Genomic DNA, 13,962 nt, shown 5'->3' on the forward strand with positions numbered 1-13,962 from the left:
GGAGTCGTTTACGACCTTTACCAGAACGACGTGACCGGGGCTGTTGGTGTTAAGATCAGTGATAAGAACAAAGTCGTGAAGTATGTTCTATTCAGCACGGACAACTATCTTTAGGCGGTTGCACTCTCACAGCAGGGTGACTTCAAGTGTGACGACCAGAAAGATGTTAACGTCCTTGACAAGCAAAATGCTTACAGCGTCCAGCTCAATATCATCAAGCAGCAGGATGGTGTGGATATCCAGAAAATCGATAATAGCGTTGTGAAGTGTTCATCGCAGGGTGCATTTGCGAGGACGCCCTGTGATGAATTCCAGAAGTACATCAAATAGCAATGCTTGAAATGATGTTAAATTAGCTCTGAAGAAATAGGAGATAATAATGAAGATTGACCAAGACTATCTGAAGGGATTACTAGAAGCTTTTGAATCATCTGAAACCCCAGACACCGATATCATGCATTTAAATGACCAAGGGTATAACTGTGATACAGACGCTTTCATATTCCATATGCGCTTGCTTGAGGACAGAGGGCTAATCGTCAGGAGCGATGGCGAACGCGGGTTTGGGGCCATTCAATCTCTGGATGGACAAACTCACTGGGCGGTAATGCCACTCAGGCTTACAGCCACAGGGCATGATTTTATCGACGCATTAAGAAATAAAGAGGTTTGGTCAACCCTTAAGACCGGCTTTAAAGATGCCAGCATGGGCACGCTAATGACGGTATCAAAAGAGCTATTTAACAGAGCGCTGGCCAAGCAGATGGACAAAATTTTCGACTGACCGCCTCGGGCGGTTTTTTAGTAAGGCTAATATGTCAGATACCTTCCGTATTACCGTAACCATCAGGTACAACGAAACAAATTCTGACCTGATGAATAGGTCGCAGCCGGAAATCGTGAACGGCTTCACTGGCATTGCTCAGCAAGATGGCGCTTGGTTATACCTCGCGCCAGATTACATGCTTAAGATGGAGTCCCGCTAAGCTTGCTCCTCTGTTCACCGCCGCCAATAAACGCTACCGCAGCTCAAACGATGGGCGAGGTAGCGCTAAGACCCGCACAATTCGCCATGATGACGGCTATTAAAGCGTGTCAGGCGATGATGAATCGCAAGAGCGGGGTGATTCTGTAGGCGCGCGAGTTTATGAACTAACCTGAAGAGTCAAGCATGGAAGAGGTGAAGCTGGCGATTCGTGGCGTTCCCTGGCTGGCGACTAATTTCGATACCGGCGAGAAGTACATTCGAACCATCGCCAAAAGTGTGAATTACGTGTGCTGTGGCCTGCGCCACAACCTCGGCAGCATCAAGTCGAAAGTGCGCTTTCTGCTGTGCTGGTTACACGAAGCCGAATCAGTGAGGGAAATAGCCTGGCAGAAGCTCAGCCTTACAATCCCTGAATACGAATCGGAAATATCGGTTTCGTGGAAGCCGTAGAAAAACGGCAGCCTTACCGATAAGCACTTTTGCAAAGAGGCATCAGAGCAATGATGGCGATGAGGGGGGATTGATATCACTCGGCACATCCCTGTGCCTCGCCCTTCGGGTGGCTTGCAGCCATGCAAAACGGCTATCCTGCCGTTTTGTCACTTCGCTCACCCTGCGGGCAGCGTCGCAGGCTCCGCTGTCCAACTGGCATGCGCCAGTTGTCGAACCCCCAATCGGGGATTCTCATCCCCCCACGTCTGGAGAATATACAAATAAAAATGCCCAGCTATTAACTGGGCACTTTTATATAAATGATGGCGGTGAGGGGGGGATTCGAACCCCCGATACGTTGCCGTATACACACTTTCCAGGCGTGCTCCTTCAGCCACTCGGACACCTCACCACATTTTTTTGTTAACCGCACTGGGTCAACGGGGCGCTACTATAGGGAGTTCAGCGATAAGGGTCAAGGGCTATTTTCTCCTTTTTTTCTATTCGCTTAACCTCTGCGCAGATTGCCTTAAGCCTCTCCACTTTGCTGCTTTTGTCATCAAAACATTCCTTAACTGACACAAAAGTGTCACCGCACTGTCGCAGACTTGTCGGCGGAAACATTTGGTTATATCTACGGATAAGGATGCTGATAAATGAAACGCTTACCTCTTTTCACCCTCTCTCTGCTGGCTTCACTCACCACCATGTCCGCGCTGGCAGAGAGCGCCAGCTATCAACGCGCCGCCATTGGCGATATTACCCAGCACGGCGGCGCGCGTCGCCTGAGCGGCGACCAGACCGAGGCGCTGAAAGCCTCATTGAGCAATAGCACGGCGAAGAATGTCATCCTGCTGATTGGCGATGGCATGGGCGATTCCGAAATCACCGCGGCACGCAATCAGGCAATGGGGGCCGGCGGCTTCTTTCCCGGTATTGATGCGCTGCCGCTCACCGGCCAGTACACCCATTACTCGCTGGACAAGAAAACGCATAAGCCAAACTACGTAACGGATTCTGCCGCGTCGGCCACCGCCTGGGCCACCGGCACGAAAACCTATAACGGCGCGATTGGTGTCGATGTCAACGGCACAGATCAGGTTACGCTGCTGGAGCTGGCGAAAGCAGCAGGCAAAGCCACCGGCAACGTCTCGACCGCAGAACTGCAGGATGCCACGCCGGCCGCGCTGATGGCGCACGTCACCTCGCGCAAATGCTACGGCCCGGAAAAAACCACTGAGCTGTGTCCGGGTAACGCGCTGGAGCAGGGCGGGAAAGGATCGATCAGCGAGCAGCTGCTGCAAACCCGACCCGACGTCACGCTGGGCGGCGGTGCCAAATCTTTCGCTGAGCGGGCTAAAGCGGGTGATTATCAGGGCAAAACCCTGCGCGAGCAGGCCGAAGTACGGGGATTCCAGCTGGTCGATAATCTCGCCGCGCTGAATGCGGTACAGCAGGCGAATCAACAGACGCCACTGCTGGGGCTGTTCTCGGAGGGCAACATGCCGGTGCGCTGGCAGGGGCCAAAAGCCAGCTATCATGGCAATCTGGATAAACCGGTGGTGACCTGTGAGGTCAACAAAGACCGCCCGGCATCAATGCCAACCCTGGCGCAGATGACGCAAAAAGCCATCGACCTGCTCAGCCACAACAGTCATGGCTTCTTCCTGCAGGTGGAGGGCGCGTCGATTGATAAGCAGGATCACGCTGCTAACCCGTGCGGTCAGATTGGTGAAACCGTCGATTTAGATGAGGCGGTGCAGGTGGCGCTGACGTATGCGCGCGAGCACGGCGATACGCTGGTGGTGGTCACCGCCGATCACGCGCACAGCAGCCAGATCGTTGAAAACGGCACCAAAGCGCCGGGTCTGACTCAGGCGCTCAACACCAAAGATGGCGCAGTGATGACCATCAGCTACGGTAACTCGGAAGAGGATTCCCAGGAGCACACCGGCACCCAGTTGCGCATCGCGGCCTACGGTCCGCACGCGGCGAATGTGGTCGGCCTGACCGATCAGACCGACCTGTTCTTCACGCTTAAGCAGGCGATGGCACTGAAGTAAGCGCGTCAGTGCGGGCAGATGCGCAGCACCAGCAGCCCGCCCAGCACCAGTCCGCCAGCGGCCAGCAGCAGCGCGGGGTGCAGGGAAGCAAAAATCTGCACGCTGGCGGCGGAGATCAGCGGCCCGATTAGCTGACCAGTGGCATAGCCTGACGTCAATATCGCCACGGTTTTTGCCACGCTGATATTGGAGACGGCGCGCGCCAGCTGCATCGACAGCTGCATAATCGAAAGAAACCCCAGCCCGACTATCACCGTTGAGATCAGCAGCCCGCTCACGCCCGGGATGAGCACGCCGCTGGCCACGCCCAACCCCTGCAGGACCATAACCCACGCCAGGCTGAGGCGCGTATTCAGGCGCGCTGAAAACAGCATAATCAGCACCACACCAGCCACTGCGCAGAGTCCAAACAGCGGCCAGAAAAGCGCTGCCAGCTGACCCTGCGCAAACAGGCTGTGCGCCATTTGTGACAGAAACGTCGCGGGCAAAATGTAGCCGAAACCGGCCAGCGTATAGGCCAGCCATAGCCGTTTTACCGCACTACCCGGTGCCGCCGGCGCACTTTCCCGCTGCCGGGCGGGGAGCGACGCGGGCAGCGCGCGCCACACCAGCAGCACGCCAGCCAGCGCGACCACGCCATAGCATTGCCAGGCGCGATCGTCATTCAGGTGTAACCGGGTGATAAGCCACGCCAGCACGCCGCTCAGGGTGATGCCGGCCCCCGGGCCGGCAAATACCGCGGCGGACATGCGCGGGGCCTGCTGCTGTGCCAGCACCATCTGCGTCCAGGAGGTGACGATAATCAGGGCCCAGGCACCACCGATACCCGCCACCACACGGAACAGGCACTGCAGTACCCAGGCATGACTAAAGCCGGAGAGCAGAGTCACCAGCGCGGTGGCCAGCAAACCGGCCTTCAGGTAGCGCGCGTGATGGGCGGTGATGCGGCTCACGTGCAGTGCACCCAGCAGGTAGCCGATGTAATTCATCGCCGCCAGCACACCAGCGCTGGAGAGGGTCAGGTGACCGTTGGCGATCATCAGCGGGATCTGTGGCGTGAGTGAAAAGCGGCCGATACCCATTACCACAATCAGGGTCACCATGCCGGTGAGCATGGTGATCAGGCTCACCCGGGTGTGCCGGACTGCTTGCCGTCCGGCGGAAACTGAATCTGCTGACATACTTTGCTTTACTCCGCTGAGATACCTTACTCTGTCCGGTGATAGTAAATGTCAATCAGTCAGTGAAAAATGGGGTGGTTTATCCTATGACTACAGGTCATACCCAGACCGTCAAATCGCGTGGTGAAGATGTGAAAAACTTCCTTACCCGCCAGCGCGCGCGTATTGATCCGCAGATCTATGGCTTCAGCCGGCAAAACCGGCGCGTCAGCGGACTGCGGCGCGAAGAAGTGGCACAACTGGCGGCGGTTAGCGTCAGCTGGTACACCTGGCTCGAGCAGGGTCGCGACATCAGTATTTCGCCCGCCGCGCTGCAGCGCATCGGCAAAGTGCTACATCTCTCGGTTACCGAGCAGGAGTATCTTGAAGCGCTGGTGTTTGGTAACGCACACTCGCAACCCTTCAGTCATGAGTTGCCGCCTGAAGTGAGGGCGATGGTGGATGCGCTGGACCCGCATCCGGCATTTGTGCGCCGCGCCAACATGGATATTGTCTACTGGAATCCGGCGGCGCAGTCGCTGATTGTCGACTGGGCGGCCCTGCCACCGGCGGATCGCAACTCGCTCAAGCTGATGTTCATCAGTGAAGCCTACCAGCAGCGCATTCATGGCTGGGAAGAGGCGGCGCGCCATACGCTGTCGGCGTTTCGCGCCGGTTATGCCGCCAGCAATCAGGCGCAGGAATTCGAAGTGGTGATCGAGGATTTGCTGGCGCGCAGCGCCGGGTTTCGCACGCTGTGGAATGACCATGATGTGGGGAAAATCGGCGCGGGCAATAAAACCCTGATTGATGTCGAAGGCAGGATGCAGACATATACCTTTACCTCGCTGCAAATTGAGCAGGCACCGGGAATGCATCTGATTTTCTATCTGGCGCATTAGCGCGGCGTGCGCAGGTCGGGCGCACGCCGCCGGGGAGATTACAGACCGCGCTGTGCCATCAGGCGCGCGAGGTCAACCAGACGGTTGGAGAAGCCCCATTCGTTATCGTACCAGGCAAGGATCTTCACCAGGTTGCCACCAATCACCAGCGTCGATAAGCCGTCGATAATCGATGAGCGCGCATCGCCCTGATAATCGCTGGAGACCAGCGGCTCATCGCTGTAGCCGAGGATACCCTGCAGCGGACCCGCAGCAGCAGCGGCTTTAAAGGCGTCATTCACCTCTTCGGCCGTCACGTCGCGTTTCAGCGTTACCGTCAGATCCACCACCGAGACCACCGGCACCGGCACGCGCAGCGAGTAACCGGTTAAGCGGCCTTCCAGTTCCGGAATCACCCGGCCGAGCGCTTTAGCTGCGCCGCTGGAGTACGGCACAATCGACAGCGCCGCCGCACGCGCGCCGCGCAGATCTTTCTCTGGCTGGTCATGCAGCGCCTGGCTGTTGGTATAGGCATGGGTGGTGTTCATCAGACCGTGCTCAATACCAAACGCCTGATGCAGCACCTGCGCGGCCGGTGCCAGGCCGTTAGTGGTGCAGCTGCCGTTACTCACCACAAAGTGCTGTTGCGGATCGTAGCGCTGGTCGTTGACGCCCATCACAATCGTCAAATCATCATTCTTGCCCGGCGCAGAGATGATCACGCGTTTGGCGCCGCCGTGCGTGATATGCACCGCGGCCTTGTCACGCTCGGTAAAAAAGCCGGTGGCTTCGATGACGATATCCACGCCCACGTCACGCCAGCGAATATTGGCCGGATCGCGCTCGCTGAACACCCGCACTGGTTTGCCATCAATGCGCAGCTCGCCGTCGCCAGCGCTGACTTCGGCTGGCAGCCGACCCAGCAGGGAGTCGTGCTTCAGCAGATGCGCCAGCGTTTTGCTGTCGGTGAGATCGTTAATCGCCACAATATCGATGTCGCTGCTGCCCAGCGCGGCGCGGAATACGTTACGTCCGATACGGCCAAAACCGTTAATGCCTACCTTGATCATGACTGACTCCTTAGTGAAGTTACTGCAGTCACTGTAGGCCTGGCGCGCACTGGCGTAAACGACAAAAAAGGAACACTTTACGCCATTTTGCGGCTGTGAAAGCGCTGGCGATATTCGTTGGGCGTGAGATGCAGCTGGCGCTCGAAACTGCGCCGCAGATTGATGCTGCTGCCAAAGCCGGTAGCGATGGCGATGCGTTCCAGCGTCTCGCGCGTCTGCTCCAGCCGTTCGCGCGCCGCCGCCAGCCGCGCTTCTGCCACATAGCGCGCCGGTGAAACGCCGGTTTCACGGCTGAACACGCGGGTAAAGTTACGCGGGCTCATCGCCACCTGGGCTGCGAGTTTCTCCACCGACAGGTCTTCCGCCAGATGGGCGGCGATCCAGCTCTGCAGCTGAGCAATCGGCCCCGACTCGCTGACGGACTGCAGGTGAAAGCGGCTGAACTGCATCTGGCCGCCGGGACGACGCAGATACATCACCATATCCTGCGCGATGTCGCGCGCCACGCTGAAACCAAAATCTTCCTCTACCAGCGCCAGCGTCAGATCGAAGCCGGAGCTGACGCCGCCGGAGGTCCAGATTGGGCCGTCCTGAATATACAGCGGGCCGCCTTCAACCTGCACGCGCGGATAGCTGGCCTGCAGCGTGTCCAGCAGACGCCAGTGGCTGGTGGCGCGCCGGCCATCCAGCAATCCCGCTTCCGCCAGCAGCATTGCCGCCCCGCAAATCGACACCACGCGGCGCGCCTGCGGGGCAGCCAGCTTAATCCAGTCCACCACCATGTTGCGTTCTTCGGGGTTATCACCGCGGCCGGTAATCATGATGGTGTCCCAGCGTTCGCGCGGATCGAGTTCAGCCAGTTTGAGGTCGGCGAGCAGATTGAGGCCAGACTGGCCGTGGATCACCTGGTGCGGCTGCGTGGTCGCAATGCTGATGCGATAGCGTGCGCCAGCCACGCCCACCGGCAGGTGCAGGTTGGCGTGCATCAGGATGTCGGCGATACCCGCCGCTTCGAACAGCATGCCGCCATCCGGGACAATAATCAGAAAGGTTTTCATGGCGTAAAATGTACCTGCGCCACGAAAGAAGTCAATGTGCTATGGGCGATCAGGCGCGTGAGCTGAATACCCGGCCGCGGCCATCAGACGGGGCGCTTCCGGCGGCACCGTACAGGCGCTATTTTTATATAAAATCATGAAGTCGCAAATGATGCTTATATCCCTCATCATGCAGTTAAAAATATCTGCAGACTGAAGCGTTGGATGCCAGATTAATCAGATGCCTGTTATTTTGGAAGTGAAATGCCTGGATGGGTTAAGAGAAACTCTATTTTATAAAGCATTCCTTTGCCAGGCAGTGATAATGACTACGATAATGAGCAGCTGAGTAAATCAGACTTAAAACCATCAATTATATTCAACCTGCAGAAAAGTCAAACCACGCTCCCGGGTAATGCGCGCGGTGCCCAGCGCGTAAGGTAATTCACGCGCGGCACCATTAACCTGCAGGGTTTCGCTCTTTTTAATCCCTTCGCGCGTGCAGTTCAGCGAGACGCTGCGCGTCACGGCATAATCACAGGAGGGTTCAACGATCGCGCCGACGAAAGTGATTTGACCGTCGGCGGCAAGGGTGGCGTGGCTGGCAAGTAAAGCTATCATCGGTAACAGCAATCTTTTCATCACAGAGGCCCTTTAAGAAGTCGGGAATTACCCGATTAATGTCGTCTTAATGACTAATAGCGCGCCACAGTTGAATATTGCTTAAACCGCGGCGTTTCCGTGTTGAGGCATATTATTGCGATGGCTTAGCCAGTGCGTCGTCATGTTTTACGCAATCGCCTCAGCAGTAAACGCTTATGCCTGCATTAAGCGCAGCTATTATATTAGTAAGCAACCAGGATTAATCGGGTGAGCAGGGCGGTGAAATAAGCGTATTAAACCGGATAGACTTATTCGCGGGATAACGTCGGGACAGAAAACGGGCAGATAGCGTGTTGGTGTAAGCCGCTGAGGGATAGAAGAACGGGCTGAAGTTAATCAGGCGCACCCGACATCGGTGCGCTCTTGTGGTTTATCAGCTGCGGGAAATCTGCGCCAGCGTCACGTCGGCTGACGCAGCGTCTGCGGCAACACCGTCGATAAACAGCGCACGCTGTTCACCGGCGGGCAGGGCAATCTGCAACGTTTGCCATGCCGGCTGATAATCACCCTTGCGCCGCAACGTAAGGTGAATGGCTGTGGCTTCGCAGCGCATTTCCCACTGCAGCCACAGCGCATTGCCCTGCTGATAGCCCCAGGACTCGCCATCATCTTCGAACAGTTCGCCGTGGCTAACGCCTTTGCCCTGCAACGGGTAAAGCTGCAGCGTGCGACGATCGTCTGCGGCGGCCTCGACGTGAGCAATTCGCTCGCTGAGTGGCAGTGCCGCACCTGCGCGCACCAGCAGCGGCTGCGTTTCCAGGGGAGCAGGTAAGGTGATCCACTGACCCCCGCTATACCACTGCTGCGTGGCGAAATCATACCAGCCTGTCTGGTTGTCGGGCAGCCACAGGCGGCGTTCACGCTGGCCGGGTTCCACTACGCTGGCGACCAGCAGGTCGCGGCCGAGCAGGAATTCATCACACTCAGCAAAGGTCTGGGCATCGTGTTCATGATCGAGGAACGTCGGGCGCAGCATCGGTTCATCGTCCGCATGCGCCTGCCACAGCAGCGTGTAGAGATACGGCAGCAGGCGATAGCGCAGCGCGATGGCCGCCCGAATCGCGGGCGTGACCGAAGGATACATCCACGGCTCATTCACGGTGTGATCGTCATTCCACGAATGAATGGTGAAGCGCGGATGCATGACGCCATTCTGTACCCAGCGCACAAACAGCTCCGCGTCGGGTTTATCGCCCGAGAAGCCGCCGACGTCGTGACCGACGTTATACAAGCCGGACAGGCTCATGCCGAGGCCCATGCGAATGTTGTAGCGCAGCGAGGTCCAGTTGGTGCGGTTATCGCCGCTCCAGGTTTGCACGTAGCGCTGCATCCCGGCGCAGCCGGAGCGCGAAATCAGGAACGGTCGCTGTTCGGGGGCAAAGCGCTGTTGCGCCTCCATCGAGGCGCGCATCATCAGCAGCGGCATCACCGGGCGAATATGCTTGATGGCAATCGGCGTACCGAAGCCGTGGCAGCGCGCTTCGCCGTCCCAGACTTCATACTCGTTGTTATCATTCCAGGTGGCGTCGATGCCTTTTTCCAGCAGCTGACGGGTGACGTTCTCCTGCCACCAGGCCACCGTTTGCGGATGGGTGAAATCGAGGTGCGATCCTTCATCATCCCAGAACACCGAGCGCTCTGGCACATCGTCTTCCGAATCGCGGATAAACAGTCCCTGAGCCGCGACTTCTTCATAGCGCGGGTGATCCTGCAGCAGGCAGGGTTTGATGTTGGCCGCCAGGCGCAGCCCGGCATCGTGAAACGCCTGACTCATCGCTTCCGGCTGCGGCACTTTGTCGTAGTTCCAGTTGAACACATAGCGCTTGTTATTGATGGAGGTATAACCCGAGGAGAGCTGGAAAGAGTCGCACGGAATAGCGTGCTCTTCGCACAGGCGGATGAAGTTCATCAGCTGGTTTTGCGCATCCGGCGCATCGGTATAATGCATGGTCGAGCCGCTGTATCCCAGACTCCATTTGGGGCCGAACAGCGTTTTGCCGGTCAGGCGTACGAAGGTTTTGGTGATATCCAGCACCCGCTTACCGACAAACAGGTAGTAATCGATATCGCCGCTCTCCGCCTGCCAGCGGCGATACGGCTGGTGATAGTTATCCAGCTCGTTACCCAGATCGAACCAGCTGGTGCTGAGGTTATCGTAGAACAGGCCAAAGCTGACGTCGTTACGCCGCGTGAGGGTGAAGGGCACATGTTTGTACAGCGGATCGGTGGAGGAGGCGTTGTAGCCCATAGCATCCAGATTACGCATCTCATAGCGTTTGCCGTTGCGTTGCAGATCGCCAGTTTTTTCGCCCAGACCGTAGTAGCGGTCGTCCGCCATGCGGCGCTGATAGTGCGCCACGCCGTCGCCGTGTGCGTTGATCTGATAGGCGCTGGTGGGGCGATCGCCGGTCAGCAGTTGCCAGTGGCCAGCGGCATCACGGTACTGCCACTCGAGCGCCAGCGGCTGACGCACTATCACGCGCAGCGTGTCGGTACTGATGGTCAGACAATTGGCTTCTTCCTCCAGCGTAAAGCCGGGCAGGCTAAACCCGGCCAGGCTGTCGCGCGGACGCCCTTCCCACGGAACATCCTGTTCCGGCGCAATGCTCCAGGTGCGGTCCAGACTGTAGTTGCCGTGGCGCTTGATCACCACGCGGAACAGACCTTTTTCCAGCACGTACAGGCACAGATGGTGTTTGCCATCGACGTTAAGCACCACATGGTGACGATCAGAATGGGCTAAAGACCAGTTTTTTAAGGTTTTCATCGTTACCTACTTCATTGGGTCGCTGAACGACGCTCAGCAATAAACGCAATCAGGAAGACTGCACCGATCAGGTCAAAGAAGCCCATGGCGACAAACAGCGGGTTAAAGCCGATCTTGTCAGCCGTCACACCAATCACCAGCGAAAACAGGAAGCTGGAGATCCAGGCAAACGAGCCGCGCATGCCATTCACCGTGGCCATCTGGCCCTTATCAAATTTTTCCACCACCAGCGCACTTAACATGCAGGAGATGATCTGATGACCAAAACCGCCAATCGAGATCAGGGCAATCGCGACATAGGGGTCTTTGGTCATTGCCACCAGTGCCAGCGACAGCATCAGAAAGGCGCCGGTGACCGAGCTGGCGACGACGGAATTTACCTGCCTGAAGCCAAACAGCCGGGTATAGATGCGCGTCAGGTAGCCGCTGGCTGCACTGCCAAGATCCGCCGCGAGGAACGGCAGCCAGGCGAACATAGCAATCTGTTTCAGGTCCATTCCCAGGTCTTTTGCCAGATAGAGCGGTACCCAGAAGCTCAGCACGCCCCATGCCGGTTCAGCCATAAAAGCGGGAATGGCGATACCGTAAAAACGCTTGTTTCTGGAGACGGTTTTCAGGGCTTTGAAAAAGGGCAGTTTGACCGCCGGTGGCTCATTATCCTGACGAATAAAAGCCAGCTCATCGCTGCTGAGATTCGGGTTACGTTCCGGATCGCGATACAACAGCCACCACAGCACCACCCAGCCCAGAGCCAGACAGCCGGTAAACAGGAATGCGCCCTGCCAGCCGAACGAGGCGTGGGCAAAGTAGATGATGGGAGGCGCCAGCATGGCGCCAATCGAGAAGCCGACCCCGGCCCAGCCGGCCGCGATCGGACGCTCTTTTTTCGGGAACCATTCACCAATCACTTTGGCGTTAGCCGGCGTGGCGGCCGCTTCAGCTCCGCCCATGACAAAGCGCAAAATGGCCAGGTGCAACCAGCTGGCGGCGCCGGCATGGAACAGACAGGCCAGCGCCCAGATGGTGGCGCAGATGAAGAAGCCGAGTTTGAGGCCAATGACGTCAATCAGCCAGCCGCAGATCGGTTGAAAGAAGGTATAAGCCAGCTGAAAAGCGCCGACTATCCATGAATATTGTTCTGTGGTGATGCCGAGACTGGTTTTCAGCTCGGGGGCCAGAATGCCTAACGAGTTACGGGTAATGTAGTTGACGGTGACACCGGCGAGAAACAGCACCAGCACCCACCAGCGCAGATGACGGATGACGCGTTTCGTGCCGGTTGCGGCAATCCCTGGGTTCAAACTGCGGTTCATCGGATTCTCCATTCATTATTAACAGCATGTGTGAGCAACGTCTGTGACTGCCTGGCCGGAGGTGGAGTCCATACCGGCCAGCGCATAACCCCTGGCCCTTGATTGCCGGGCGTGGCGTGATGCGTCCTGTTTTAACCATCCGCCGGGAGTGAACCACAGTTAGGCCAGGTGGTCGCCAGCCTGATGCGGTATTTGTGATCTGGTTAACCAAAATCATTTATCAGGTTGACTTCCGCCGGTGAAAAGCCGAATTTGACGCTGCTCAGGCGCTTTTTATGACTCATAAAGCGCTTCGCTTGTAAAATTGGTCAACCAAAATGGAAGGGCTTTGAGAGTGATGCTCAGGCCCGCAGGAGAGAACGACATGAAGCAGACCTGGCGCTGGTATGGCCCTGACGATCCCGTTTCACTCGCCGATGCCCGACAGGCGGGCGCTACCGGCATTGTGACTGCCCTGCATCACATCCCGAACGGCGAGGTGTGGCCGGTGGAGGAGATTTTGCAGCGCAAAGCGATGATTGAAGCGGCCGGGCTGGTCTGGTCGGTGGTGGAGAGTGTGCCGATCCATGAGGAGATCAAAACCGGCAGCGGGCAGTGCCAAAAGTGGATCAGCAACTATCAGCAGTCGCTGCGCAATCTGGCGCAGTGCGGCATCCACACCGTGTGCTACAACTTCATGCCGATTCTGGACTGGACGCGCACCGACCTGGCGTTCGAGCTGCCGGATGGCGCGAAAGCGCTGCGCTTCGATCAGATTGAATTTGCGGTATTTGAGCTGCATATCCTGCAGCGTCAGGGCGCAGAAAATGATTACAGCGCTGACGAGATAGCCGAGGCCGCTGCGCGCTTCGCCAGCATGAGCGAAGAGCACAAGCTGCGGCTGACGCGTAACATTATCGCCGGATTACCCGGCGCGGAAGAGGGCTACACGCTGGCGCAGTTCCGTGCTCAGCTGGCGCGTTATGACGGCATCGACAAAGCCCGGCTGCGCGAAAACTTCGCCACGTTTCTGCGCGGCATTATCCCGGTCGCTGAAGAGGTCGGTATTCGCATGGCGGTACATCCTGACGATCCGCCGCGCCCGATCCTCGGCCTGCCGCGTATCGTCTCCAGTGCCGACGACCTGCAGTGGATGATCGACACCATCGACAGCCCGGCCAACGGCTTCACGATGTGTACCGGCTCCTACGGCGTACTGGCGGAAAATGATTTAGCCGGCATGGTGAAACGTTTTGGGGCGCGCATCTATTTTGCCCATCTGCGCTCAACCCGGCGTGAAGCCAACCCCAAAACTTTCCACGAAGCCGCGCACCTTGGCGGCGATGTCGATATGTTTGCGGTGATCAAAGCGATTGCTGAAGAGGAGCAGCGCCGTCGTAATGCGGGGCAGGAAGACCTGATCCCGATGCGGCCCGACCACGGGCATCAGATGCTGGACGATCTGCATAAGAAAACCAACCCGGGCTATTCCGCGATTGGCCGGCTGAAAGGTCTGGCTGAGATTCGTGGCGTTGAGCTGGCGATACACCGCGCCTTTTTCTGACGCCGGTCGCCCTGTACCGCTTGCCCGGCGGACGCGCAGTCGCGC

General features: G+C 57.6%; 10 protein-coding genes, 1 tRNA gene and 1 pseudogene. 5 read left to right on the top strand and 7 right to left on the bottom strand.

Features of this window, described 5'->3' with window-relative positions:
• The first annotated feature begins 379 nt into the window (after positions 1-379).
• Positions 380-784 (top strand): DUF2513 domain-containing protein, encoded by a 405-nt coding sequence (locus AC6I8F_RS08275; RefSeq protein WP_278428202.1) that lies wholly within the window; start codon positions 380-382, stop codon positions 782-784.
• 146 nt (positions 785-930) lie between these two features.
• Positions 931-1,435: pseudogene (locus tag AC6I8F_RS08280) on the top strand (phage terminase large subunit); the annotation flags it as partial.
• Between the two features lie 309 nt (positions 1,436-1,744).
• On the opposite strand, the gene AC6I8F_RS08285 reads toward AC6I8F_RS08280, so the two are convergent.
• A tRNA-Ser gene (locus AC6I8F_RS08285) sits at positions 1,745-1,832 on the bottom strand.
• Between the two features lie 244 nt (positions 1,833-2,076).
• On the opposite strand from AC6I8F_RS08285, the gene phoA reads away from it, so the two are divergent.
• On the top strand, positions 2,077-3,483 hold the full coding sequence (phoA, locus tag AC6I8F_RS08290) for an alkaline phosphatase (protein WP_498028717.1): 1,407 nt from the start codon (positions 2,077-2,079) through the stop codon (positions 3,481-3,483).
• 5 nt (positions 3,484-3,488) lie between these two features.
• Here the strand turns inward: phoA and AC6I8F_RS08295 are convergent, their stop codons facing one another.
• Positions 3,489-4,664, bottom strand: coding sequence for a YbfB/YjiJ family MFS transporter (locus AC6I8F_RS08295; RefSeq protein ID WP_498028718.1), 1,176 nt, complete (start codon positions 4,662-4,664; stop codon positions 3,489-3,491).
• An 86-nt stretch (positions 4,665-4,750) separates the two neighbouring features.
• Here AC6I8F_RS08295 and AC6I8F_RS08300 point away from each other — a divergent pair, with 86 nt between their 5' ends.
• The gene (locus tag AC6I8F_RS08300; RefSeq protein WP_498028719.1) at positions 4,751-5,545 is read left to right on the top strand and encodes a helix-turn-helix transcriptional regulator; all 795 of its coding nucleotides are present in this window, start codon (positions 4,751-4,753) and stop codon (positions 5,543-5,545) included.
• 38 nt (positions 5,546-5,583) lie between these two features.
• Here AC6I8F_RS08300 and gap read toward each other — a convergent pair whose 3' ends face one another.
• The 5 genes from gap to AC6I8F_RS08325 all read right to left on the bottom strand — a co-directional run bounded on the left by gap (position 5,584) and on the right by AC6I8F_RS08325 (position 12,374).
• Positions 5,584-6,594 (bottom strand): type I glyceraldehyde-3-phosphate dehydrogenase, encoded by a 1,011-nt coding sequence (gap, locus tag AC6I8F_RS08305; protein WP_058757433.1) that lies wholly within the window; start codon positions 6,592-6,594, stop codon positions 5,584-5,586.
• A gap of 77 nt (positions 6,595-6,671) precedes the next feature.
• Positions 6,672-7,652, bottom strand: a complete 981-nt coding sequence (locus tag AC6I8F_RS08310) for a GlxA family transcriptional regulator (RefSeq protein ID WP_059009576.1) — start codon at positions 7,650-7,652, stop codon at positions 6,672-6,674.
• Between the two features lie 348 nt (positions 7,653-8,000).
• Positions 8,001-8,252, bottom strand: coding sequence for a YmdA family protein (locus tag AC6I8F_RS08315; protein WP_150361533.1), 252 nt, complete (start codon positions 8,250-8,252; stop codon positions 8,001-8,003).
• A gap of 415 nt (positions 8,253-8,667) precedes the next feature.
• Complete coding sequence (locus AC6I8F_RS08320) at positions 8,668-11,061, bottom strand: glycoside hydrolase family 31 protein (protein WP_498028720.1); 2,394 nt, start codon at positions 11,059-11,061, stop codon at positions 8,668-8,670.
• Positions 11,062-11,072: 11 nt separating this feature from the next.
• The gene (locus tag AC6I8F_RS08325) at positions 11,073-12,374 is read right to left on the bottom strand and encodes an MFS transporter (protein WP_021509925.1); all 1,302 of its coding nucleotides are present in this window, start codon (positions 12,372-12,374) and stop codon (positions 11,073-11,075) included.
• Positions 12,375-12,738: 364 nt separating this feature from the next.
• On the opposite strand from AC6I8F_RS08325, the gene uxuA reads away from it, so the two are divergent.
• Entirely contained in the window at positions 12,739-13,917 is a 1,179-nt protein-coding gene (uxuA, locus tag AC6I8F_RS08330; RefSeq protein WP_498028721.1) for a mannonate dehydratase, read from the top strand.
• Positions 13,918-13,962 lie beyond the last annotated feature (45 nt).

The organism is gamma proteobacterium symbiont of Axiagastus rosmarus, from assembly GCF_059730925.1.

What these genes read in the sequence shown, in the direction of transcription:
- AC6I8F_RS08275 (WP_278428202.1), top strand. Translation starts at nt 380, where the DNA reads ATGAAGATTGACCAAGACTATCTGAAGGGATTACTAGAAGCTTTTGAA.
- phoA (WP_498028717.1), top strand. Translation starts at nt 2,077, where the DNA reads ATGAAACGCTTACCTCTTTTCACCCTCTCTCTGCTGGCTTCACTCACC.
- AC6I8F_RS08295 (WP_498028718.1), bottom strand. Translation starts at nt 4,664, where the DNA reads ATGTCAGCAGATTCAGTTTCCGCCGGACGGCAAGCAGTCCGGCACACC.
- AC6I8F_RS08300 (WP_498028719.1), top strand. Translation starts at nt 4,751, where the DNA reads ATGACTACAGGTCATACCCAGACCGTCAAATCGCGTGGTGAAGATGTG.
- gap (WP_058757433.1), bottom strand. Translation starts at nt 6,594, where the DNA reads ATGATCAAGGTAGGCATTAACGGTTTTGGCCGTATCGGACGTAACGTA.
- AC6I8F_RS08310 (WP_059009576.1), bottom strand. Translation starts at nt 7,652, where the DNA reads ATGAAAACCTTTCTGATTATTGTCCCGGATGGCGGCATGCTGTTCGAA.
- AC6I8F_RS08315 (WP_150361533.1), bottom strand. Translation starts at nt 8,252, where the DNA reads ATGATAGCTTTACTTGCCAGCCACGCCACCCTTGCCGCCGACGGTCAA.
- AC6I8F_RS08320 (WP_498028720.1), bottom strand. Translation starts at nt 11,061, where the DNA reads ATGAAAACCTTAAAAAACTGGTCTTTAGCCCATTCTGATCGTCACCAT.
- AC6I8F_RS08325 (WP_021509925.1), bottom strand. Translation starts at nt 12,374, where the DNA reads ATGAACCGCAGTTTGAACCCAGGGATTGCCGCAACCGGCACGAAACGC.
- uxuA (WP_498028721.1), top strand. Translation starts at nt 12,739, where the DNA reads ATGAAGCAGACCTGGCGCTGGTATGGCCCTGACGATCCCGTTTCACTC.